General features: G+C 31.9%; 22 protein-coding genes and 2 pseudogenes. 10 read left to right on the top strand and 14 right to left on the bottom strand.

What is annotated here, in order from left to right; all coding sequences use genetic code 11:
• Positions 1-72: 72 nt before the first annotated feature.
• Positions 73-1,652 (bottom strand): annotated as a pseudogene (locus HMPREF2647_RS10360) (solute:sodium symporter family transporter).
• 100 nt (positions 1,653-1,752) lie between these two features.
• Positions 1,753-3,035 (bottom strand): annotated as a pseudogene (locus HMPREF2647_RS11640) (IS3 family transposase).
• A gap of 189 nt (positions 3,036-3,224) precedes the next feature.
• Between HMPREF2647_RS11640 and HMPREF2647_RS10345 the strand changes: the two are divergent.
• Positions 3,225-3,500 (top strand): hypothetical protein, encoded by a 276-nt coding sequence (locus HMPREF2647_RS10345; RefSeq protein ID WP_070860063.1) that lies wholly within the window; start codon positions 3,225-3,227, stop codon positions 3,498-3,500.
• Positions 3,501-4,016: 516 nt separating this feature from the next.
• Here HMPREF2647_RS10345 and HMPREF2647_RS10340 read toward each other — a convergent pair.
• Positions 4,017-4,964, bottom strand: a complete 948-nt coding sequence (locus HMPREF2647_RS10340) for a ketopantoate reductase family protein (RefSeq protein ID WP_070860061.1) — start codon at positions 4,962-4,964, stop codon at positions 4,017-4,019.
• 103 nt (positions 4,965-5,067) lie between these two features.
• Between HMPREF2647_RS10340 and HMPREF2647_RS10335 the strand changes: the two genes are divergently transcribed.
• On the top strand, positions 5,068-5,628 hold the full coding sequence (locus tag HMPREF2647_RS10335; RefSeq protein WP_049379060.1) for a TetR/AcrR family transcriptional regulator: 561 nt from the start codon (positions 5,068-5,070) through the stop codon (positions 5,626-5,628).
• 279 nt (positions 5,629-5,907) lie between these two features.
• On the opposite strand, the gene HMPREF2647_RS10330 is transcribed toward HMPREF2647_RS10335, so the two are convergent.
• From HMPREF2647_RS10330 to HMPREF2647_RS10315, 4 genes are all read right to left on the bottom strand, one after another.
• A complete protein-coding gene (locus HMPREF2647_RS10330) occupies positions 5,908-6,375 on the bottom strand; it encodes a bacillithiol transferase BstA (protein WP_049382185.1) in 468 nt (155 codons plus the stop codon).
• A gap of 550 nt (positions 6,376-6,925) precedes the next feature.
• Positions 6,926-8,077: a zinc-dependent alcohol dehydrogenase gene (locus HMPREF2647_RS10325; protein ID WP_049379057.1), complete on the bottom strand. Its 1,152-nt coding sequence runs from the start codon at positions 8,075-8,077 to the stop codon at positions 6,926-6,928.
• Positions 8,078-8,767: 690 nt separating this feature from the next.
• On the bottom strand, positions 8,768-9,307 hold the full coding sequence (locus HMPREF2647_RS10320; RefSeq protein ID WP_019835052.1) for a hypothetical protein: 540 nt from the start codon (positions 9,305-9,307) through the stop codon (positions 8,768-8,770).
• Between the two features lie 314 nt (positions 9,308-9,621).
• Complete coding sequence (locus HMPREF2647_RS10315) at positions 9,622-10,665, bottom strand: NAD(P)-dependent alcohol dehydrogenase (protein ID WP_019835012.1); 1,044 nt, start codon at positions 10,663-10,665, stop codon at positions 9,622-9,624.
• A 283-nt stretch (positions 10,666-10,948) separates the two neighbouring features.
• Here HMPREF2647_RS10315 and HMPREF2647_RS10310 point away from each other — a divergent pair, with 283 nt between their 5' ends.
• Positions 10,949-11,590: an NAD(P)-dependent oxidoreductase gene (locus HMPREF2647_RS10310; protein ID WP_070860059.1), complete on the top strand. Its 642-nt coding sequence runs from the start codon at positions 10,949-10,951 to the stop codon at positions 11,588-11,590.
• 426 nt (positions 11,591-12,016) lie between these two features.
• On the opposite strand, the gene HMPREF2647_RS10305 is transcribed toward HMPREF2647_RS10310, so the two are convergent.
• Genes HMPREF2647_RS10305 through HMPREF2647_RS10295 form a run of 3 tightly spaced genes read right to left on the bottom strand, consistent with a single transcriptional unit; the run spans position 12,017 to position 16,072 of the window.
• Entirely contained in the window at positions 12,017-13,663 is a 1,647-nt protein-coding gene (locus HMPREF2647_RS10305) for a phospho-sugar mutase (protein WP_070860056.1), read from the bottom strand.
• 17 nt (positions 13,664-13,680) lie between these two features.
• Positions 13,681-14,544 carry a UTP--glucose-1-phosphate uridylyltransferase GalU gene (galU, locus tag HMPREF2647_RS10300; protein ID WP_065581008.1) on the bottom strand — a complete coding sequence of 288 codons (864 nt, stop codon included), beginning with the start codon at positions 14,542-14,544 and terminating at the stop codon, positions 13,681-13,683.
• A gap of 40 nt (positions 14,545-14,584) precedes the next feature.
• Positions 14,585-16,072 (bottom strand): glycosyltransferase, encoded by a 1,488-nt coding sequence (locus HMPREF2647_RS10295; protein ID WP_070860054.1) that lies wholly within the window; start codon positions 16,070-16,072, stop codon positions 14,585-14,587.
• Positions 16,073-16,373: 301 nt separating this feature from the next.
• Between HMPREF2647_RS10295 and HMPREF2647_RS10290 the strand changes: the two genes are divergently transcribed.
• Complete coding sequence (locus tag HMPREF2647_RS10290; protein ID WP_049335242.1) at positions 16,374-16,865, top strand: TspO/MBR family protein; 492 nt, start codon at positions 16,374-16,376, stop codon at positions 16,863-16,865.
• 141 nt (positions 16,866-17,006) lie between these two features.
• On the opposite strand, the gene HMPREF2647_RS10285 is transcribed toward HMPREF2647_RS10290, so the two are convergent.
• Positions 17,007-17,207, bottom strand: coding sequence for a cold-shock protein (locus HMPREF2647_RS10285; protein ID WP_070860052.1), 201 nt, complete (start codon positions 17,205-17,207; stop codon positions 17,007-17,009).
• A gap of 412 nt (positions 17,208-17,619) precedes the next feature.
• Here HMPREF2647_RS10285 and HMPREF2647_RS10280 point away from each other — a divergent pair, with 412 nt between their 5' ends.
• On the top strand, positions 17,620-18,981 hold the full coding sequence (locus HMPREF2647_RS10280; RefSeq protein WP_037541663.1) for an SLC45 family MFS transporter: 1,362 nt from the start codon (positions 17,620-17,622) through the stop codon (positions 18,979-18,981).
• 293 nt (positions 18,982-19,274) lie between these two features.
• Positions 19,275-20,474 carry a GTP-binding protein gene (locus HMPREF2647_RS10275; protein ID WP_070860050.1) on the top strand — a complete coding sequence of 400 codons (1,200 nt, stop codon included), beginning with the start codon at positions 19,275-19,277 and terminating at the stop codon, positions 20,472-20,474.
• 307 nt (positions 20,475-20,781) lie between these two features.
• Here HMPREF2647_RS10275 and HMPREF2647_RS10270 read toward each other — a convergent pair whose 3' ends face one another.
• The gene (locus HMPREF2647_RS10270; RefSeq protein ID WP_070860048.1) at positions 20,782-21,114 is read right to left on the bottom strand and encodes a magnetosome magnetite crystal formation protein family; all 333 of its coding nucleotides are present in this window, start codon (positions 21,112-21,114) and stop codon (positions 20,782-20,784) included.
• Positions 21,115-21,305: 191 nt separating this feature from the next.
• Between HMPREF2647_RS10270 and HMPREF2647_RS10265 the strand changes: the two genes are divergently transcribed.
• The 4 genes from HMPREF2647_RS10265 to HMPREF2647_RS10250 all read left to right on the top strand — a co-directional run bounded on the left by HMPREF2647_RS10265 (position 21,306) and on the right by HMPREF2647_RS10250 (position 23,829).
• Positions 21,306-21,770 (top strand): hypothetical protein, encoded by a 465-nt coding sequence (locus HMPREF2647_RS10265; protein WP_070860045.1) that lies wholly within the window; start codon positions 21,306-21,308, stop codon positions 21,768-21,770.
• Between the two features lie 85 nt (positions 21,771-21,855).
• Entirely contained in the window at positions 21,856-22,368 is a 513-nt protein-coding gene (locus HMPREF2647_RS10260; RefSeq protein ID WP_017174722.1) for a universal stress protein, read from the top strand.
• 196 nt (positions 22,369-22,564) lie between these two features.
• Positions 22,565-23,434, top strand: coding sequence for a mechanosensitive ion channel family protein (locus HMPREF2647_RS10255; protein ID WP_093514785.1), 870 nt, complete (start codon positions 22,565-22,567; stop codon positions 23,432-23,434).
• 194 nt (positions 23,435-23,628) lie between these two features.
• Complete coding sequence (locus HMPREF2647_RS10250) at positions 23,629-23,829, top strand: hypothetical protein (protein ID WP_017174724.1); 201 nt, start codon at positions 23,629-23,631, stop codon at positions 23,827-23,829.
• Positions 23,830-23,889: 60 nt separating this feature from the next.
• Here the strand turns inward: HMPREF2647_RS10250 and arsC are convergent, their stop codons facing one another.
• Together arsC and HMPREF2647_RS11525 are read right to left on the bottom strand one after the other, a co-directional pair.
• Positions 23,890-24,288, bottom strand: coding sequence for an arsenate reductase (thioredoxin) (gene arsC, locus HMPREF2647_RS10245; RefSeq protein ID WP_017174725.1), 399 nt, complete (start codon positions 24,286-24,288; stop codon positions 23,890-23,892).
• A gap of 39 nt (positions 24,289-24,327) precedes the next feature.
• On the bottom strand, positions 24,328-25,311 hold a 984-nt coding region (locus HMPREF2647_RS11525), incomplete at its 5' end, for an SLC13 family permease (protein ID WP_256326492.1).

Here is a 25,311-nt window from a genome sequence, read left to right as displayed (position 1 = left end):
GTTTAAACTCTACGTAAAATTGACAATTACACTAAAATAAAAAAGAACGGATTTTCATCCGTTCTTTCATTTCTACGCCGCTACTCCGAGCGGTGAGAATATTATATAACTGACGACAACAACTGCAAAGACTGCAATTCCTGCGACATATCTGTATTTCCAAGGTGTCATATCCACTTTTGAGAAGTCTTTGCTTAAATCAAATTCATTCGATGGATACAGTTTGTTAAATATCAGTAATACAGCAAGGTCTATAAAGAAGAATACGCTCAGTATATATAAATAATGTACATCCCTTAACAGTAGGTTTGCCGATGTATACAAAACTATATGTGTAATAAAGGTCACTTTCGCACCAAGTTTCGATGTCTTCTTCGCAAAGAATCCGACTACAACAAGGATCAGAACAGGCAGACTGTATATACCGTTAAACTGTTGCACCACCGCATACAGTCCTGACGGGAACAGCGAAATAACCGGTGCAAGTATCACTACTATTACACCTACAATTATAGTTGTGATTCTTCCCACTACTGCTAATCTTCTGCCTGAGACTTTTTTATTTATAAATGATTTGTAAAAGTCGAGTGAGAACAAGGTCACCGTACTGTTGAGTGCCCCGACAAATGAACTCAATATGGCTCCGAAAATAATCGCACCGAAGATACCTAAGGCCCATTCAGGTAAGAGTGTATTAATCAGCATTGGATATGCATTATCAGCTGTACTCCATACATCTCTATGGAATATGTTAAATGCAATAATACCCGGCAGTACTAAGAAAAGTGCACCGAATATTTTAAATATGCTTAAGTATATTGCGCCTTTCTGCGCTTCTTTTAAGCTTTTCGCAGCCAGTGCTTTATGCACAATTATCTGGTTTGTACACCAGAAAAACAAATTATTAAAGAACATCCCGAACATCAGGGTTGGCCACGGTACAATCGTTGAATCTACTGTACCCCAGCCGTTTAATTTCTTAGGAGTTTCTTTAACAATGTGGTCGAAGCCATGCAGATAGCTTTCATCTCCTAAATATTTAAACACAAACACTGTGACAAGCAAGCCGCCGAATATTAGGCTGATGCCGTACAGTGTATCACTGTAGGCACTGAGTGACAGTCCGCCGATAAATAAATACAGTATACCGACAGCGCCGATTACCGCTGCGATAATAATAACTGCAGTATTATCGCTCACATTCAGAGATTCGCTGACCTTGAATAACTGATTAAACACCAGTGATTCCGAATATAAAACAACCGGCAGGAACGATACTATATACGTGAATATAAATAAAAGTGATACGAGTCTTTTAGTAAAAACATCGTAACGCATTTTAATAAATTCTGAAATCGTGATGATTCCGTATTTTAAATACTTAGGCAAAAACACCCAGCACAAAAGCACTACTGCGACTGTTGCTGTTACTTCTCATTCCATAACTTCCATACCTGCAATAAAGCACTGGCCAATTTGTCCGACGAGCTGTTCGGTTGATAAGTTTTCATGATTATTGTAGAAGCTACAGCAAAACCGGCCAGGATGTGTCTGCCCATAAAATATCCGGATGCACTGTTTTTATTTACACTTCTAGATCTGAAATATACATATAATGTGACGTCGATAATTACTATTAAAAATAAAATAATAGACCAAACATTGAACTGTAACCCATAATTTAGACAGTTAAAAAAAGCGTCATGCTGCGAGTAAATGACCTCGGTATTGTACCGGGGTCATCTTTTTTAATCACCACTGATATCTTTCATTATTATACTTATTGATATAATTACCAACTGTATGCTTCAGTTCTTTAAAGGACTGGCACGCTTTATGGTCCACCATATCCTTAAAATGACCAAAGAAGGATTCTATAGGGGCATTATCCCAGCAGTTTCCCCGATGGGACATGGATTGGCGGAGACCCAGTTGTTTGACTCTGTTCTGGAACTCGGGGTGGGTATAATGGATGCCCTGATCGGAATATATCATTGCTTACGGAGCTTACGGATGAAACAATTCTACGGTTTCATTCAGCTGTTTGAGGATGCGATAGACGATATCCATCTTTAGAGAGCGTGAGACCACATGGGTAATGATTTCTTTCGTTATACTGTCTTTGACGCAGGAGAGATATGCTTTTTGGCCGTTTCCATAGTAAATGTAAGTGATGTCGGTCAGATACACTTTGCCCGGTTCATTTTGATTGAATGTCCGGCCCAACAAATTCTTGCTTGTGCTGTGCACCTTCGTCGCTTTCAACATATGCCTGTACGGTTTGGCTTGTCTGATTGTTGCGGTTAAATGATATTTTTTCATCAATCGCCGTATCTTTTTGTGGTTCATGATGATGCCGTAATCGTTCTCCAAAAACAGTTTGATTTGTAGTGCACCGACTTTTCCCTTTTCTGCATCAAAAATCTTTTCAATCAATGCCGCGTCTTTGTCGTCATTTTTCATTCTCATTTGCCTGCCTCTCCTTTTAACCACGCGTAATAACCACTTCGGCTGACACCCGAGAGCTTACATAGGTGGGATACCATATTTTTAAGTGGATGCTTGCGATGGAGTTGTTCGATCAGTTCATATACTTCAGACGATTTTAGTCTCGTCTCTGATGCTTCGCCTGCCTTTCGCGTGTTTCGAGCTTTTTTAGAAATTCATTTTCTGCCTCTAAATATTTGATCCGTGCTTCAGCCCGCTTTAATTTTTTCTGCTGCTGAGCGCGCCGTGTCGAATGGCCGTCCTGTGGCCCCTCTGCCCCGGGAATCATTTTTCAGTCCGACCTCACCATGCTTTTCATATATTTTTCGCCACCGGCTGAGGGACCGGTCCGGCTGTTCTTTTCCAATAATCGCCAGGTCAAATCCATGGTCAATGAATATCCGCACCGGTGTGCCCCCTGAAAGATAGGTTTGGACAGTCACCTTATTGAATTCCGGATGATAAGTGATCGAGCGCTCTGAGACTCTGAGAATATTTGGATTCTTTTCTAACTGCTTCATTTCAAATGCTGAAAAATGCTGTGCCATAAGCTGCCTCCGTTCCAATACTTTGTTTCATTATAAAGAAGATCATTGAGTGGGCACAGAAAAACCCGAATAATGGATGTTTTTTATTAACTGTCCATTATTCGGGTTATAGTTCACTCAGATTGCAATCCTGCTTTTCTAACGTTGGGATTTCCTATGTAACCAATAATTAAGGATTTTCAAGGATATTTGGGTCCCGAATTAAAGTTCAATTACATTAAACCTGATGAAGTTTTAAAAGTAAAACTACCTTCGTTCATTTTGAGAGAATTTATACATGCTTCATATAGAATGAAAAATGGAGAGTCATTTTCTTACGGTAATGATTTAACAATTAAAGTGAAATACTTTGACAAAGAAAAATCTAAATTTCAATATCTCTCTACTAAAATGCCATACAAAATTGAATATAAAGGGGCAGGGCTACATTTCAATATTGAACCGGCCGTCATAAGATTAGACTAGTATTAAAAAAGTACCGTAAAAAAAGCATCGTAAAACGATACGCAGAAGCATATTATAAGTGATACGGTTTTTCAGCAAGTTTAGAACAAAAATATATCATATTACTTAAAATATGTTGCTTCATATCAGATTGATTAGATATTTCAGAATATGAAGAATTTGAGTTTGGTTTTAAATTAACTTATGAAGATAAAAGTAAAATTGCTACATTAGAACAAAGTAAAAATCAATTATTCTCATATGTAGATTTAGAAATGATTAAATTCCTGTCTAGCTGATAACTGAATGTTTAATATTATTGAATAAAATAATAGAAAGCGAATGTGATACTGTACATACATTCGCTTTCTATTTTTTAAACAATTATTATACAATTACCAGTACCATCCGTGGGCTGATGGCATCCGATGTCGTCTTTAGGATTATTGGGATTGTATCCTATTCCTTCTTGTTCTTATTTAAGTGAGTTATCCAGTTCTTGTTTGATCAACAGTGACCTAGTTCATTTCATATTACTTAATATTCATTTATATTTAACTTCATTTCTAATTGATGAATCATATGAGTAATCAGTTCATTATTAGGAGTTGCCATACCTAATGATTTACCATAGTCCACAATTTGACCATTTAAGTAATCTATTTCAGTTAAACGACCATGATTATAATCTTGATGCATTGAAGGATAGTGTAAACCTTGTGCATGATCAGGATAAGCTGCTTCAATTTTCGAGATTAAGTCGTTAATATGAATATCTACATTTTTAGCATGTGCTACGTCGACAATTTCTTCAATGATTGGGCGTATCATTGCTCTAGAATGATCATAAGCACCCAATTCACCGATTGTTTTATCTAATATCGTGCACAGTGGGTTTAAAACACTGTTAAGCGTGGCTTTAGACCATATCGCTTTAAATACATCATTACTGATAGTGGCATTTAAATGGGCTTGATTTAAGATATCAGCAATGTCTTGAGTACGTGGGTCTTTTTTACCATCAGCACGTTGAAAGTCGATTGAACCTTCACCTTCTAATAGCAATTGACCTGGGCCACGTAATCCAGCTGTCCACATTGTTACGGCTAAGAAAATTTGTGATTTTGGAACGAATTGTGATAGACGTTCGTCATGGCCTAAACCATTCATCATACATAAGATGGCAGTATCCTCGCTAATTGCTCCCTGATTTTTTAAAGTTTGCATCATTTGTTCAGATTGCATTGATTTTGTTAAAAGTACAATAATATCATAGGTTTGATTGACCTCTTCAGGGAATGTTGCATGCATTTCAACAGTATAAGTATCATGTTCAGTTTGAACTTCTATCCCTTTTTCATTTATTCGATGAACGTGATCTTTCCAGTAATCTATTAATGTCACATCTTGTCCACTTTGTTTTAGGTAAGTACCAATACGACTTCCCATTGCACCCGCACCAGCAATTGCAATTTTATTAGCCATACTTAACACTCCTTATTTTTTTATATAGTATGTATTTTCACACAGACAATTTTTTTAAACTTTTTTTACCTCTTGGTCATTATTGTTTAGGAGAAATCAGTAAATGAATGAAAACATTGTAGATAAACGTGTATATAAAACATTAACTAAAATTGAAAACGGTATGATTCGACTATTAGAAGATAAACCTTATAAAGATATAAACGTCAAAGATATTTGTCGAGAAAGTGGTATTAGTAGAGGGACTTTTTATCAACATTATACAAATAAAGATGATTTTTTATATCAATATCAAAAAGAAATGATAAAAAAAGCGAAACGATGGTTGAGAAAAAAAGAACATATAGAACGAATGCAGTTTTTTGAATATGCATTAAATTTTTGGATTCATGAAGGAGAGTTATTGTTACTACTGTTAAAAGATGAGAGTGCATACATTGTCCATCAAGCAATAAAGAAAAATTTTCAACAAAATATTGAAATTCGTTTAGTACCTATAGTAAATACGAATTCACTAACAAATAAAGAAAAGTACTTACTAATCATATTTATGAGTAATGCCATTTTTGGTGTATTACAAGATTGGGCTCAAAGAGGCAGACCAGAATCACCAAAAGAACTCACGCTTATCATAAATAATATTTTCAAAACAGTATGGATTTAATAAAATATTTAGCTATCGACATGATAACAATAATGTTTTGTTTAGCTTTTTTACCGTATCATAAGTGATAAAGATATAAAAAACGCTTAATAGACGTGAAGAATATCGTCTATTAAGCGTTTTTTATTAATATTTTATCAGTATGTTGCATATTTTTACACTAAACAAGGTAGTTAAATAATACTAGTCTAAAATAATAGTCTTAATTTTTCACAACATACTAGTCGCAATCATAATACGCAAATATATTCTCGTAAACTATAAATGATGACCTTTAAATTATTCGTCGTGTTTAAGCACGCGAGTCATTTCTTCAATCTTACCGGCATGTAATGGAACATGGAAGGCATTTAGTACTAATAATTCATTAAGTGTTTGACAACCAGCAATAGGTTGTTTAAGTTCTTGTGATAATTGTTCATCTGTTAGTTTGCGCGCACGTTCAGGAAGTGTTTTTAAGTTGTCTTTAATCGTTTCGATTGCTGGAACATCTTGTCCTTCCCAGTTAGCAGGGCTAGATCCGTAACCAAATAGTTTAGTATATTTAGCGACATCTATGGCATTTTGGCTACCTATTGATAAAGCAGAATCGAAAATTGTTAACACATGTCCAAATTGCCAATGTAACGTATTTGGAAATATATCATTTTCTTTATCTAATACGTGTTCAACGTTCCAATTATCATACACAGATAGTAGATGATTTACACCTATATCGATGACATCATAAACTGTTTTATCATTCATTTACGTTTCCTCCTATATTTAAAAAGTGTAGTACTAAAAATCTACCCGTTAAAAATTACTCACAAACACTATGATTAGAAGTACCCGTTTTATTTACTGTATAGCATAAATGGATGTAAAGAGGATTAAGATTAGCAAAGTATTAAAGCTGTATTACTGAAAAAAAGCTAATAAAATAACAATAATAGATATTTATAACAGAAAAACTGACAAAATTATTTCTTCAATTTCTTAGAAGGTAACTTAAACTCGTCATTCTTAGCTTGTTTTGTTCTCTCGACTTCTATTCTTACAATGAAGAAATTTCTTAATCATAGCATCAAAATAATTGAAAAAAAGAGTGGGACAGAATGTATTTTGAAATCATCGTCTCATTTCACCAAGTTTATCAAGAAGAATTAGGATTGAAAAAAGCTTAGCATAAGTGCATTTTCAACTCAGTCATCGACGAATAATATATTAAAAATGCCCAAGACACTTAATGATGTCTCAGGCTTTTTTATCTATTTGTTCAATAAGTTACGTATATATTTTTTTATTTATATAGTCATTATTGTGGTTTTAAAATGACTTTAATATTGTTATCTTTTTTCTGATCGAAAATATCATAAGCTTGTTTTGCTTCTTCTAAAGGCATGGTATGCGTTATAATTTCTGTTGGATCAAACACTTCATTTTTAATCATTTCATATAATTTTGGCATTTGATGAATAACTGGCGCTTGACCACTTTTTACTTGAACATCTCTATTAAAAATTAAATCTATTGGAAAATTATCTGCAGGTGTAGCATAAATACCAGTTAATTGAATGGTACCAAATTTTCTTACTGATTCTGCTGCTGTAATAATTGGACTAATATTACCGCGTTGTGCTGAATTTGAACTCATCTCTAAATCATCTTGAGCGACTTGTCCATCCATTCCCACACAATCTATCACAACATCTGCACCACCACGTGTAGTTTCACGAAGTAATTTTCCGATATTATCTTCTTTAGAAAAATTATACACTTCAGCACCATTGAATTTTTTCGCATGGTTTAATCTATGTTCCACATTATCAATGGCAATCACACGTTCAGCACCTTTTAATTTAGCAAATTTTTGTGCCATTAAACCGATTGGACCACAACCTAGAACAATAACAGTATCACCAGATTTTACGCCCGCATGTTCTACACTCCAATAAGCTGTTGGGACAACATCAGATAAAAATAATACTTGTTCGTCTTTCAAATCACTATCTGGAACTTTGAAAGAAGAGAAGTCAGCAAATGGAACTCTTAAATACTCTGCTTGTCCTCCCCAGTGATTCCCGTGCATGGCACCAAAACCGAAAAGTCCACCATTGTCCATTTTCCAATTTGCAGGGGATGGATTAGAGTTGTCGCATTGAGATTCCATATGGTTATTACAATAGAAGCAGTCACCACAACCGATGTTAAAAGGTATAACCACTCTATCCCCTTTTTTTAAGGTCTTAACGTCTTTTCCTACTTCTTCTACAATTCCCATTGGCTCATGTCCAATAACAAAGCCAGGATCCATAAATAAATCGCCTTGATGATAAAGATGTAAATCAGAACCACATATACCTGAAGCGGTTATTTTAATAATTGCATCTGTTGATTCTTCTATCGTTGGATCGTTTACTTCACGAACTTCCATATTTTTATGACCTTGATAAGTAACTGCTTTCATTAATATCGCCCTCCTCCTGCCAATCTACCCCTTGTAACATATTATAAACGCTGAAGAGTCATATATTATGTTGAGATGATATAGATATGTTCGAATTAGAGGTTATTTTAGTAGAAAGGATATAGACGCATCGATGTTACATTCATTTATGGAAATGAAGAAAAATTAGGGGAGAGTCTTGTAACAACAGGACTTAAACGTGAAGACGTATTGATCACTACTAGACGATGTTGATCGAGACAATGTGGAAAAAAAGATCATTAATCATTAGACAATTTTAGTTTAGATTATTTGGAGTTATATGTAGTACACTAACCAGATACAAATGAGGTGGTAATGATTGATACATGAAAAGGGAAGAAAGATTGATATCAATCAGACAAAGTTAAAGTATTGGATTAAGTTACTTTAATAGAGAAGTTTTGCTTTAGAAATTTACATGATGATGAGCAATACTATTGAAGAAGATAAAAAAAGAGATTATACCATCCGTATAATCCCCGTAGATACATAATATATAATTGAACTCCCAACTCATACATAGTCTTTCTCCTAAGGCCATTATGCGACTATTCGTTTTATTTGTCTATGTTCAAATATATTAATAATAAAAAATGAGTATAACATTTATATAAACGTGTGCATTGTTTTTATACTATCTGCCTAGTTAGACCATGAGAAATGACATACTTAATCAAGGCCATAAGCAAATTTGATTTTATATAGTTCATGGTCACTTAAATGAAATTCATTAGTATGGAATACATATTTGCCAAATATATTTTTAGCTTCTTTAGGTGAGATAATATATTCATTTTTTAATTTTTCTAACTCTTGAGCTACACTTGTTGCAAAATTATATTGATCATCACGTGTGTGATAATCATTAAAACCATTTTCTGATTGTTTTATTAAGTTTTCTATTTGAGTTGAATTCTTATTATTTCTTGATAATCTAGATTTTCTAAGTCTTTCTAAAGTTCTCATTGCTTTAGCGTATTTATCTTCGATTGCTTTTACTCTATTTAATGTCTTTAATGATGCTCTATTTGGTGTAACGCGACGTGATGAATCATAAGCATATTTATCTTCAATTGCTTTTAAAGTGTCATTAAATTTATCTGTAGCTTGATTTTCATTGTTTTGACTTGCTCTATTTAATTCATTATATGCATTTTGTATCTCTAATTGCTTGGCGACTTCTTTTAAATATTGTGTTAATTCATTCATCTAGACAAACTCCTTTATTTAATGTTCTTTATTGAATATTTTCTCTATCTGTATATATATCACTTAATACATATAATAAAACATTATGATTTAATTATAAATTGTTTAACAGGACATAATTATTCAGTATTAAGACCATTAGATATATTAAATGTAAAAAACGATAACAATCAATATTAAATATTGTAAAAAGTATAGTTGGAATCTATAACTGATGAACTGTTTATCTTAAATAGTGAGAGAAAGACTAACAGAAACTTAATATAATAGTTAAGTAATAAAAAAATGCCCATATCTCATGGGCATTTTTATGATTACATTGTACTGATATCAATAACAAAACGATATTTAACTTTAGATGCCAACACTCTTTCGTAAGCATCATCAATATCATCTGCTGTAATTAATTCAATTTGTGGAGCGATATGATGTTCAGAACAGAAATCTAACATGTCTTGCGTTTCTTTAATACCACCGATAGCAGATCCAGCAAATGAACGACGATGACCAATTAAATTAAATACTTGTAAGGATACTGGCTCAGCTGGAGCACCAACATTAACGAGTGTACCATCTAAGGCTAATAATTTAAGATAGTCATCTATGTCTAATTTTGCACTTACAGTATTAATAATTAAGTCAAATGAACCAGCAAGTTCTTTAAAGGTTGATTCGTCACTTGTTGCATAATAAGCTGAAGCACCAAATTTTAAACCATCTTCTTTTTTATTTAACGTACGTGATAACACAGTCACGTTAGCGCCCATTGCATGTGCAATTTGAACTGCCATATGTCCAAGACCACCCATACCAATGATTGCTACATTCTTTTTACCTTCATAGGCTTTCCAATGATTTAAAGGTGAGTAAGTTGTAATCCCCGCACACAGTAAAGGAGCAGCAACCTCTAAACTGATATTGTCAGGAATACGTAATACGAAATCTTCTTGTACAACAATATGTGTTGAGTAACCACCTTGTGTTTTCTCACCATATTTGTCAGTACTTGCATAAGTACCTACATTTCCATTTAAACAGTATTGTTCTTCGTCATTTTTACAGTTTTCACATTCACCACAAGAATCCACCATACATCCAACGCCTACACGGTCACCAACTTTATATTTAGTGACGTCAGGACCGACTTCTTTAACAATACCTGCAATTTCATGACCTGGTACGAGTGGATAATCGACAGGGCCCCATTCTTCTCGAGCAGTATGGATATCAGAGTGACAGATACCTGCATATTTAATCTCTATTAATACATCATGTTTATCTAAATCACGACGTTTAATTTCAGTAGCGAAAAATTCAGAATCTGGGCCATTTACAGCTCTTGCTTTTACATTCATCATAGTCATTTCCCCTTATACATATAAGATAGAATATACGCGTTTGTATTATTCTTCATATTGACAATAGAGACCTAGATTAATTAAGTCAACACATTGAACTCAATATGTATAGCACAAGATGATTTTAAACTAATCGTTGTCAGTCATATTTCAATGACTTCATATTAGAAAGGAAAATAAAAACAGATAAATAGACTTTTAATAAAAATGTAATTATGTTGATAACATGTTGAGGGACATCCAAGAGACAACTCTGACAAATATAGAAGTGGAGGAACAAACGATGAACATTGGTATTATTGGAGCAACAGGTAAATTAGGAACTAAAGTATTAGATGAAGCACAACAACGTGGACATGAAGTAACTGCGATTGTAAGAAATGCTGCTAAATTAGATGCTGCTAAAGATGTTAAAGTGATTGAAAAAGATGTATTTGATTTAACTTCAGACGATATTAAAGATTTAGACGTGGTAGTCAATGCATTTGGCGCGCCATTAGGTGAAGAAGAAGTGTATGTTGAAGTGGGACGCATATTGATTAACATATTAAAAGATGTAGATACAAGAGCCATTATTGTAGGGGGGGCTGGTAGTCTATTTGCAGATGATGCGCATACTATACGTGTTATGGATACACCAGATTTCCCAGAAATAGTGAAACCAACAGCTAAAGGATCAAGTCGTAACTTACAAGACTTACAACATGCTGAAGGAATGACTTGGACTTTTATTAGTCCATCAGCGGAATTTGACTTTGAAGGAAAACGTACAGGCACCTATACGTTAGGAAAAGATCAATTATTATTTAATAGTAAAGGTAATAGTTATATCAGTTATGCAGATTTTACTATTGCTATAGTAGATGAAGCTGAAAATAAAGCACATATCAATGAACGTTTCACAGTTGTTGGTGAAGAAGAATAATAGTGATCCTAGATGTCCTTTAGGAAAAATAATTAAAACGGCCAATCTAAATTAAAAGTAATTATCCAAAATATAATGGCAGTCATAAAAGCATTAAATGAACAGTTTAAAGAATGTCATAAAACATGCATTATTGTAACGCATAATGAATGATTAACTAAATTCTGGGACAAAGTTTTTCATATGCAAGAGGATTGGTTGCTTAATACGAAAATAAAAACACCTTCTTAAACACATATTATATGTGATATTAAGAAGGTGTTTTATTTTATAATATTTTGTTTTTTTATAGCATAATATTATCTTTAATTTTATAAGCAAGTAATGCTTGTAGCGAAGAGAATGATTTATCAAAATTACCATTAACAATTGCGTATATAAAAATCACAGTATATTCAATTGAAATATCATATTAAAGTGTAATTTTTACTTCAAATTAAATTTTACTTTAAATTCTTCAATGACTTCATTTAAGTTGTCTACATTTAATGAAAAATAGAGTTTCATTTTGGGTTCAGTTCCAGATGGTCGAACTGCTATAAATCCTTCTTCAAATATAAATTTAATAAGATCTGTTTTCGGAAGTTGAATAGCTTGTATATCACCAGTTTTTATGTTGCGAGACTGTTTAGATATATAGTTTTCTATAGATAATGGCGTTAGATTATTTAATTCTATTGTTTCGACATTTTTTAAAGTATTCATGATTTCTTTAATTTTATTTCTACCTTGTTTTCCATCGAATGTAGGTGATAGGGTTTTATCTTTAAAATACCCAAATTCTTGGTAGATTTCATTTAATACATCTTTAAATGTCTTATTAGCTTGTGTTAATTGCTCTTTATATTTAATTAGTAGTGTAGCGGTTTGTATTGCATCTTTGTCTCTAGAAAAATCCTCGATTAAATATCCATGACTTTCTTCAAAAGCCAAGACTAGTTGTGATGTATTATTTTTAAAATGTTTTAACTGTTCTGAGATATATTTAAAACCAGTCAATACGTTTATCACTTTGATATTTAATGATTTTGCTAATTTCTCACTCAAGGCGCCTGTAACAACAGATTTTATAATATATTTATGTTGAGAATCTGAAATTTGTGAGTTTCTTAATTTTATAAGTAATAGTCCAATTTCATTACCATTAAAATATCTTGTTGAGCCATCTTCATATCTTTCAACGATACCTAATCTATCAGCATCAGGATCCGTTGCTATTATAAGTTGTGCATCTTCTTTCTCTGCGAGTTGTTTACCTAAATCAAACGTATCTTCCATTTCTGGGTTTGCTACATTAAGAGTTGGAAAATCACCATCAGGTTTTGACTGTAATTCTTCAATAACATAGTTTGAATAAGATAAGTCTTTAAGAATTTGTGATAATAAAGGTAAGCTAGTTCCATGCAAACTTGTAAGAATTGTTTTTGATTGAGCATGTGTAAAATGACCCACGAGATTTTTTATAGATGATTTATATGATTGAGTAGTTTCTTCTTTGAAAGGTAAAATTAATTTGTTACTTTTCAATACTTCAAAAGCTTCTGTTTGTATATTTAATGGATCTTTAACCGTATCTATATAACTGCTTAATTTTAGAGATGCTTCTGTTAAAAGTTGCCCACCATCTGAGCCATATACCTTAATCCCATTATAGTTTTTAGGATTATGACTAGCTGTAATCATAATTCCAGCTGTCATATTAAGATGTCTAACTGCAAATGATAATTCAGGAGTTGATTTATAAGTATTTGGTAAAATGACTGGGATGTTTTGAGTTCCAAGTACTTTAGCAATTTCTATTGCAAATTCTTTAGATAAGTGTCGTGTATCAAAGTGAATAATTACTCTAGGATTAATAGATAAGTTTTTTAAGTACTTAGCTAATCCTAATGCAAACTTTTGAATTGTGAATTTATTTAATCTTCCTGGGCCAATACCAAATGTATTTCGTATTCCAGCTGTTCCAAAAGATAATGTTTCATTAAATCCTGCATCAATTTCTTCTTCTGTTTGTTTATTATAAAACTGTTCGACTAAGCTTTCAGATATGTTTTGTTCCCATTTTGCTCTCAAAGTATTAACTCCTTTGTCTAAATATCTAATGATTTTAAATAATGTATAATTTCATTACGCATTTCTTCATCTTTTAATGCATATTCTATAGTAGTTTTTACAAAACCTGTTTTTTCACCGACATCATATCTTTGACCTTCAAAATCAAAAGCATAGACTTTATCATTCTTATTTAATCGTTCAATAGCATCTGTTAATTGTATTTCTCCGCCACTTCCTTCAGTTTGTGTTTCAAGATAGTCAAAAATTTTCGGAGATAATATATATCTTCCCATAATTGCTAAGTTTGATGGTGCTGTACCTTTTTCAGGCTTTTCGACAAAACGATTAACTTCATATAATGAACCATTTTGTGATTTTGGTGCAATAATACCGTAACGGTGCGTTTCTGAATCGGGAACTGTTTGAACACCAATAACTGATTTTCCTGTTGTTTCATATTGTTCCATTAGTTGCTTAATTGCAGGATTTTCAGATTCAACAATATCATCTCCTAAGAGTACAGCAAAAGGTTCATTGCCAATAAATTGCTTAGCGGTATAAATTGCGTCTCCTAATCCTTTTTGCTCTTTTTGTCTTATATAGAAGATATTTGCTAAATCTGTTGAATATTGAACTCTATCTAGTAATTCAAGTTTACCTTTTTCATATAAGGTAGTTTCAAGTTCTTTTTGACTATCGAAATGGTCTTCAATCGCACGTTTATGTTTACCGGTCACAATAATAATATCTTCGATGCCAGCACGTGCCGCTTCTTCCACGATATATTGAATTGTTGGTTTATCTAATATCGGTAACATTTCTTTAGGCATTGCTTTTGTAGCAGGTAAAAATCTTGTACCTAAACCTGCTGCTGGTATTATTGCTTTTTTTATTTGCATATTTTTTCTCTCCTAGCTAGCGTATTTATTGTTTTAAATATTAATTTTTTTTAACTTCTTTTAATAAATTATCTAAGTTATTAACTGCACTTTCATAACTTAGTTCTTTTTTGTTTTCGACATTATATAAAGGATGTTTCTTAATTTTTATCATTGCTTTAGCAAATGCATCAATATCATTTGCTTTAATTAAGTACCCATTTTCCCCATTAACAATAATTTCACTTGGGCCATAGTTAATGTCATATGAAATGGTTGGACAATTTTCACTAATACTTTCCATAACTGTTAAAGCAAAACCTTCAAATTTACTTGTTAATAAAGAAGCTAATGATTCTCTAAATGCTAATCCTGGATCATTGGTAAAGTCATGGATTTCTACGTAATTTTCTAAGTTATATTCTTTAACTAACGACTTTATTTCGTTTTTTTCCTTAGCGTCTGTTCCACCATATAAAACGAGCTTAGTATCAAAACCGTATTCATTGAACTTTTTAAAACTTTTAATAATATGAGAAACTTGTTTTTGCTCATTAAATCTACCTAGATAGACAAATTGATCTTTCTTTTCAACAACTTTATGAGATTTTTCAATAAAGTGAGGTATTATTGTGAATTTTTCATCTTCTATATTAAACTCTTCTTGTATATCTCTCTTTTGAGAATGAGTAAGTAAATAATATTTTGCTACTTTATCTGAATTATTAAGTGCATATTTATACGAATTTTTCACTTCTCCATCTACTTTATGAGCGTTATGAAAGACTAATATAGGTTTTATATCTACTTTACAATCTAAGAGCGGTCGATCTAAAAGTCGTGCATCATTAAATACAATATCTCCTTTTCTAAATAGACATTCGAAAAAATATTTGAATAGTGCTTTTTCATTTTTATAAATATTATGAAGAACACCATCTTTATATATATAAATATACTTTAATTTATTATTTTCATTATCTTCATAAAATTTTCTACAGTAAACAGTACCTTCCAAGTCATAGAAGTATTCAGCTAACTTTTTGTTTACATTAGGACTATAATTAGTTATTTTATGAAGTTTACCATTTAAATTGTATTCCCATCTTTCAGTCTTGTGTTTGACGCCTAAAGCGAAATAATCTTCGAATTTTACAATATTAGTGTTTGGATAATATTGACGATATAAAACATATTTATCTGTGTCATTGTCATAATATCTCACACAATTTTTACTGTAATCAGGAATGGCATAATAATTTTTAATCCTAATCAATTGATGATTTGAATTTTCAGTTTCAACATTATTAAAATTATGTAATTTAAAATTAGATAACCAATCATATATATTTACTATATGAGTATCATTATTTAAAGTTTTTTTATCAATAAATGTAGAATAAATATAATCATAATTTGGGTTATAATTAGTGGTTAATATAGTTTGTTTTACGTTTAACTCATTATTATATAAAGCGATTCTACGTAATAAGGCTTTAGTTCTTCCAGCATGAACTTCAGGCAATGTGGAAGTAATTGTATAAATCATTATTAATCAACTCATTTCATTTTATAGTGTATAAGTAATAATTATATATGTAATAAGTATATAATTATATATAAATAGTCAATTAAAATTAAAGGATATATTATTAAAAAAGAATGACTTAATTTTCAGTATATCAAATATGTAATCAAGAAATCTAAAAGTTTTCATATACTTTCATTACTTTTTATTATAAAAAAAGTATATTTGGATAAGAAATTTTTAATTAATATATTTCTCTAAAACAAAATTAATTATATAAAAGTAGGGTATTAAATATAGGAAGACTTTAAAGGAGAGAGTTATGATTAATATTAAAAAAGCAACAAGAATTGTATTACCTTTAGTAGGTGGAATGATTATTGGGAGATTAACAGCTAAAGCTCAAGATGATTATAAACAATATGAAAAACCACCTTTTTCACCTCCAGCTAAAGTATTTCCAATTGTATGGCCACTACTTTATACCTCAATGGGAGTAGCTTATCAATTATCATATGCGCATGCAGCTCATAAAAGAGAGAAACAGTCTATAACACGTGCTCATTATGCACAATTAGGATTGAATTATGCGTGGACGATACTTTATTTCAATTTAAAACTGAGAAAGACATCTTTAATTGAAAGTTATGTATTACTTGCAGCTGGAAATATTACTGCACATCGTTTTTATGCATCTAATAAGTATGCTGGTTTATTAATGTTACCTTATGTCATTTGGTTAAGTTACGCAAGTTATTTAAATGGAGGTAATTTAATCTTAAATGAAGATAAACCAGGTTATACTAGGGATTAACACTGAGTGATATGTATGACAGAATATATAGTAGGATATATTAAGTGACAGTATTAAATTAACTTTAAGTATTATTCTTTTATAAATTATGTAAAAAAAGCACAAGCACGTATACATACATGCTTGTGCTAAAATTTATGTTTAAACAGGGACAACATTTGTTGCTTGTTCGCCACGTTGACCTTCAGTGATATCAAACTCTACTTTTTGACCTTCTTCTAAAGTTTTATATCCATCAGTAGCGATACCTGAGAAGTGAACAAACACATCGTCGCCGTTTTCTCTTTCGATAAATCCAAACCCTTTTTCTGCGTTAAACCATTTAACTGTACCGTTATTCATATAGAATACCTCCAAGTGCTTTTGCACATCATATTTGTAACAAATTCATAAATTAAAAGAGAATATTCTATAAAAATATACTACAATCCAAAATACGAGCTTTTATTACGTGAAATCAACTATACACGTTTTAAATGAATAAGTACAGCATTATTTTGAAATTTAGCATCATTTCTTTTGAAAAATGGTGCTTAAGTATTAGTTAAAATACCTAAATTAGGTAATTATGATATATATGAGATTGGAAAATAAAATGAACTCTGATTTATTTATAGGAAATGTGAGCGTTCCCAAAGAAACTCAAAAATGTTATAATTACAGTTGAAAACGATTCCGAAAAATTGTTATTTGATATAGCTATTTAATTATTGAATTAAATGACTATATCAAGTAATAAATAGGAGAGATAGAAATGAAAGATACAGATCAAATACATACTAAAAATACTGAAGAACAAGGTATTACGCTACCCTATTTAAAAAAAGCAGTTATTTTTTCTATTACATTTGGTTTCTTCGGAGTAAACATGGCATTTGCACTTCAATCAGCAATGATGGGAAGAATATTTCAAACGCTCGGCGCCGACCCTAATAATTTAGGTTGGTTTTTTATTTTGCCGCCATTAGCAGGAATGATTGTACAACCACTTATTGGATACTATTCTGATAGAACTTGGACTAGATTTGGACGTCGGATGCCGTATCTTTTAATTGCTGGTCCCATTGGAGCGATCGTATTAGTCCTACTACCTAATGCAGGTTCGTTTGGATTTGGATATGCATCACTTATGGCGTTGTCATTTGGTGCAATCATGACGTTACTTATGGATTTGACTTCAAATGCGTGTATGCAGCCTTATAAAATGATTATTGGAGATATGGTAAACGAAAAACAAAGAGATATGGCCTGGTCATGGCAACAAATCTTCTCAAATTTAGGTGGTATTATTGCTACACTATTACCATTTTTACTAACAATTATGGGAATGAGTAATGTAGCGCCTAAAGGGGAAGTACCGATGACAGTAAAAATAGCTTATTATATTGCAGCAGCGGTATTACTCATTGCTTCTATTTGGACTGTTCTTTCCGTTAAAGAATATGAACCTAAAACATATAACTATTATCACGGCATTTCAGATGACAATAGGAATGAGAAATTAAATTTATGGCAACTATTAAAAACTGCGCCTAAACAATTTTGGCAAATTAGTGTAGTTCAATTTTTTAACTGGTTTGCATTAATGTATCTCTGGACCTATTCAACAGGTGCAATAGCAAAAAATGTATGGAATGCGACTGACCCTTCTTCAGCGGGATATCAAGCAGCAGGGAACTGGTATGGTGTTTTATACTGTATACAATTTTTAAGTTCAGTTATTTTTGGTTTTGTCATTGCAAAATCTAAACCCTCTCAAAGAAAATTCTGGTATAGTTTTGGATTAATTTTTGGTGGATTAGGTCTTATTTCAATGTTCTTTATTCATAACCAATGGTTACTCATTATTTCATTTATATTTATTGGTATTAATAACTTAACGATGAATACTCAACCATTTACACTATTAACCGAAGCAATTGATGGAGAAAATTCAGGTGCTTATCTAGGTTTATTTAATACAAGTATTTGTCTACCACAAATTGTCGCTTCTGTAGTAAGCTTTGCACTTTTCCCACTATTAGGAAGTTCAATGCCTGCGATGTTATTATTTGCAGGAATCATGATGCTTTTGGGTGCAATCTCAGTTAAATTTATTAACGCAAAATTTGAATAAAATATTAAAAAATAAAAAATTTATTTATAATGTGTAAGAGCGAAAAATAATTTTTCGCTCTTTTTTTATAAAAACTATCAGCAATGTTTCATAAACAATATCATTGATGTCATTAAAAATTTAATGCATTTAAGGAATATCAAATCTTGAAGTATAGGTGAGGACATACGCGGTAAATCACTCGCCATAGAAAAGTCATATCACACATCATTCATTTAATTCATATTGACAATCTTAAAAATCATTGTACAATTTAAATCGTAATAATTACGACTTAAAAGGAGAGAATATAAATGAGTAAGATACCTGTAACTGTATTAAGTGGTTATTTAGGTTCAGGGAAGACAACGTTACTAAATCATATTTTAAATCATCGAGAAGGCCGTCGTATTGCAGTTATTGTGAATGATATGAGTGAGGTTAATATTGATAAAGATTTAGTTGCTGATGGGGGTGGACTGTCTAGAACAGATGAAAAATTAGTTGAACTATCTAATGGATGTATTTGTTGCACGTTACGTGACGATTTATTAAAAGAAGTTGAACGACTGGTACATAAAGGCAATATTGATTATATCGTTATTGAATCTACGGGCATTTCTGAGCCAGTACCTGTAGCGCAAACGTTCTCGTATATCGATGAAGCGATGGGAATAGATCTCACTTCGATTTGTCGTTTAGATACGATGGTTACGGTCGTTGATGCGAATCGATTTGTTAATGATATTCATTCTGAAGATTTACTTGTGGATCGTAATCAAGGTGCGGATGTGACAGATGAACGTTCAATTGCGGATTTATTAATAGACCAAGTTGAATTCTGTGATGTACTTGTATTGAATAAAACAGATTTAGTTACAAATGAAGCGCTAGATAAATTAGAACATATACTTAGAACATTACAACCAGATGCAAAAATAATTAAAACAACGCAGTCTCAAGTAGATATTAATGATGTCTTAGATACAGGACGATTTGATTTTGAAAAAGCTAGCAATTCTGCAGGATGGATTAAGGAGCTAACAGAAGGCGGCCATGAGGCACATACACCGGAAACTGAAGAATATGGTATGAGTTCGTTTGTCTATTCAAGACGATTACCGTTTCACGCGAAACGTTTCAATGATTGGTTAGAACAAATGCCTCAAAACATTGTTCGTTCAAAAGGTATTGTATGGCTTGCGCAATATAACGAGGTTGCGTGTTTACTGTCACAAGCAGGATCGTCATGTAATATCAGCCCAGTTACATATTGGGTTGCATCAATGCCTAAAGAAAAACGTGAAGAGATACTTGCTCAACGTCGTGACGTAGCAGAAAGTTGGGATATTGAATATGGGGATAGAAATACACAATTTGTCATTATTGGTACCGACTTAGATCAAGAAAAAATCGAAAAAGAACTCGATGATTGCCTGCTGAATAGTAGCGAAATGAATTCTGATTGGCATCAACTTGAAGATCCTTATCATTGGAAAATAAGAAAACCTTAAGAAATAATGAATATTAAACAAGTTATGATGATAAAAATATTGATTACAATTTTCATATAAACATCATAACTACTTTTCGTAATATAGTATTGCAAGCGCAATCTAATACTAAAACGACCAAATCTTATTATAATTACAGTAGACAATCATAATGGAATAAAAGTATATACAATATTATAGTATTGCCTTTTATACTGAAAACGATAAAGTTTAAAATATTTGATTGGTCATTTTTTAGTTTCATACAACAAGAGATTAATAAAATTAAAGAGGAAACGACGAGATTATCGTCACTTCCTCTTATTTTTTATGGCATCATTAATTTAATACCTCTAATGATATTTTTTAAAAATAGCACAAGTGCCCATATAAAGAAAAGAACTGCGATGAGAATTGCAATGATCCAACCGATACCGCGTTCACTATTTACAAAAGCCGGGGAAATAGATAGGGTTACTAATCCTAATACCACCATAACCCAACTCATGATGTGATTGAATAAAGCATTTCTAGCATGGGTCGAAGCTGGTGGTTGTGCGACGATCCATACAATAAGTGGAAATAATACTGGTGCAAAGAAGACACTTAAATAGCTAATACCTCCTAAAATGTCATTTTCTCTATCGTTTTCATTTGGCATATCATGATCACCTCAATTCTATAAAAACATATAATAAAATAAATAGTAAGTAAGACATTCTAAAATTACAACACTGTAAGTTAGTATAAGATTGATGTTGAAAATAGTTAATTAAATATTTTGATGAATATAGCATATAAATGTATTAAATTGTAAAATATTAATATATTAATTTTTAAAAGGTGGATATTATGCGGGAATTTTTAAATCTGTTAGGGGCATTACTAACAGTGATCATTACATTTGGAATTTCAATTTTATTTAGTTTCTTAATACCTTTAATGGTCGAAGGAAATATTTTAAACATGGAGAAATTAAATCAGCCGACATTTATTATGTTGTGGATTATTTTTAGTGTTATATTCAATATTATTATTTTTATTTTAGCTTTTTCAATGATTCAGTTTAGTAGTGACTTTGTAAATAAAATGAAATTAATGGCGACGCTAACCTTTTTTGTAATTATTAGTTATGCATGCTTTAGTCATATAGATATGCAAGCTTTAACTGATCATTTAACATTAACGAGTTCTAAACATACCCGAGAGTTATCAATCAAACTTTTACCATTTGTTTTAACGATATCATTAGGATGTTATAGCGCTATTTTATCCTACTTACAGTATCAAATTGATAGCGAAGAACGTATGATATAAATTTTGAAAGCGCTTTACATATTAATACTAATTTTTTTGAAATAGTGCTAAAATAAAGATGAGAACAGATAAGGGGGAGATTAAAATGTTATCATACAAAAACATTTTAATTGCAGTTGATGGATCAAACGAAGCAGAATGGGCCTTTAATAAAGCCGTTGATGTAGCAAAACGTAATGATGCAAAGCTAACGATTGTGCATGTGATTGATACAAGAACATATACCGCTTATGAAGTGTACGCATCTCAATTCGATCCGTCTAAAGAGTATTCTGAGAAATTACTTGAAGGCTATAAAGAACTCGCTGTTAAAGAAGGCGTGACAAATGTAGAAACACGACTTGAACTTGGCCCACCAAAATTACTCATTCCTAAAAATTTAGCAAATGAATTGAATGTTGATTTAATTATGTGTGGTGCTTCAGGCTTAAATGCAGTCGAACGTTTTATGATTGGTTCAGTATCAGAAGCAATTGTACGTCATGCGCCATGTGATGTATTAGTCGTACGTACTGAAGAAATTCCAGAAGACTTTGAATCAAAAGTAGCAACTCCAGAATTTAGAAGACGATATTTTGAAAGTTCAGACCATAAATAATAATGATTTAATATATGACTTCATTCTCACGAAGTAGTGAGGATGAAGTTTTTTATGGGAAGTATAAATCAAGTGATGATTTTAGATAAAATATAAAATATGGTATCATTTTTATTTAAGTGTCGTGTTCTAAATAATGGCGCACAATCATTTAAAAATATAAGTATAAAAGGAGAATCATATCAACGTGAATCAAATGAAACAACTGTTTATTAAATTTGTTGAACCATTAACGAAGATAGAGTTTTATCAAAATTTACTAGCCAATATTTTAATTATTATTGCCTATATCTTATTAGGTATGATTGTTATTGCAATTTCTAGAAAAGTAGTAACAAAATTTTTTAAAGTCAATGAGAAGAAGAAGACACGTTATAAAATTAAAAGAAGTGAGACACTTTCAACACTTGTTCAAAATTTAATTAGTTATGTTGTTTGGTTTATTGTTCTTACATCGGTTCTCTCTCGTTTTGGAATTAGCGTCTCAGCTATTTTAGCTGGAGCCGGTGTCGTTGGTTTAGCCGTTGGTTTTGGTGCCCAGACTGTTGTAAAAGATATCATTACCGGCTTTTTTGTTATTTTTGAGGGACAATTCGATGTCAGCGATTATGTTCAAATTAATTCATCAGGTGTAACGATTGCAGAAGGAACCGTACAAACCATAGGATTACGATCTACTCGTATTCAATCTGATACTGGAGAAGTGTATACCTTACCTAATGGCACAATTAGTGAAATTGTAAATTATTCTAAGACAGATGTATCACCCCTTATTGCAATTCCAATTTCTCCAAATGAAGATTATGACGTTATTGAAAAAGAATTAAAAGCATTCTTACCAACATTAAAAGATAAATACGATATGTTCGTTGCGGCACCTGATCTACTCGGTTTAGATAGTATTGATGGTAATGAAATGGTAATTAAATTATTAGCTCATGTTAAACCGGGCATGCATTTCCCAGGCCAACGTTTATTAAGAAAAGAAATCATAAGTTACTTTAATGATGTAGGAATTCATACGCCTAAACCAACACTTGTGAAATTAGAAGATGAAGAAAAATAAACAAATGCTTATCATCATAGGTTTTTAAAATTTTTCCATAAGTTCTTTATAACAACTTTTAATGACCAAAAATTCATTTAATTATCATCATATAAACGGATAAATAATTAATAATTTCTAATTATTTAAGATTTGCCTACATTACACTTTGGGTGTAATATCAAACTGTAATAAATAGAAAGGGATGATAAGTAATGTGGGTGAAAGACTTTTATTATGATGGTAATGAGTACATCAATAAAACTGTATGGGAGTACATGTGTAAAGATAATGTGACGTTTGATAAAGCCATTGAGGTGCTTAATTTAAATTATAAAGATGCAGTTGCGAATGAGAGGGACATTCCAAATTTAGACATCGAGAGAAAAAGTATTGTAACAAGTGACTTTTGGTAAGCAATGGCTATATCAATAAACAGCAGTTTCTACGTCAAATACGTAGAAACTGCTGTTTTATTATGTTCTATATTTAAATTGTTCAATCGCATTTTTAATGTCATCTCGAACACGTTGGAATTCTGACCAATTTTTTCCGGCTGGGTCATCGAAGCTCCAATGTTCTTTTTTAACACCTGATGGAATAGTAGGACAATGTGCATCAGCATGACTGCATAATGTTACTACTAAGTCTGACTGTTTTAAAATCGTATCATCAATTAAATCAGAGGTATGATTGGAAATGTCGATACCCACTTCTTTCATGGCTTCAACTGCCTTAGGATTAACACCATGTGTTTCAATGCCTCCTGAATATACATTCCATTCATCACCTAAAATTACTTTTCCAAAACCCTCAGCCATTTGGCTACGACAAGAATTCCCTGTACAAATAAAATAAATGGTCTTTTTGGTCATGATAAACCTCTCTATCTATAAAATGAATCTGACTTTATTCTACACTAAACCTAACCATTTCCAATACGTTAAGCTAAATAAAATCACAAGAATATAACCGATAATAGTAAGAGGGATACCTGATTTTAAGAAATCTTTAACCGTAAATGTATCCGTACCATAGGCCAACATATTTTGTGGTGCACTTACTGGTAATAAGAATCCAAAGCTAATCACAAATTGTTGTATTAAAACGAAGCCGATCGAATGATCGCCTAACCCTAATGTTGAAGTTAATGAAATAAATACGGGTATCAATGCAGAGGATAAGCTTGTTGCACTCGCAAAACCTAAATGAATTAAAATATTGAATAATGTAATGAGTGCAATCGTTGCGATAATTGGTAACCCTTTTAGGCCCATTAATCCAAATGTTTTATCACTGAGCCATTGGGCAGCGCCTGTTTTAAGTAAGACGTTACCAAGTGAGATGCCTACACCAAAGACGATAATTGTTCCCCATGGAATTTTCTTTTCAACGCCTTTCCAAGTAATCACACCGATTTTAGGCATTAACATCATACCTAATGCAATTAGAGTAACACTTGCTGAATCAATAGGGTGAAGTACTTTTTCGGTAGACCAAAAGATCAATAATAAGATAGAAATGACAATGAGTCGCCATTCTCTAGCACTCATTGGACCTAGTTTGTTTAAGTCATGTTTAATCAATTCTTTACCACCTTCGATGGCATCTCGTTCAGGTGGCATCACTTTCATCATAATGAAATATAAGGCAATAGACATCAGTATAGACCATGGTGCAGCGTATAAAAACCATTCACCCCAAGACACGTTATAGCCTAAGTTTTGATTAATGAAATTGATAGCGACGATATTTTGCGCAGCGGCAGTTTTGATACCGATATTCCAAATCGATACCGCTTGTACGGATGTAATAATAAGGAGTGATGCTAGTTTACTATCTTTACTCACTTTAAAGGCTGCAATCATTCCAAGTAAAATGGGTACAACAGCACCAGC

It is taken from the genome of Staphylococcus sp. HMSC035D11 (assembly GCF_001836075.1).
Taxonomy (GTDB): Bacteria; Bacillota; Bacilli; order Staphylococcales; family Staphylococcaceae; genus Staphylococcus; species Staphylococcus hominis.
Note: the sequence above shows the minus strand (reverse complement) of the source record. Positions and strands in the feature narration are given on the sequence as shown.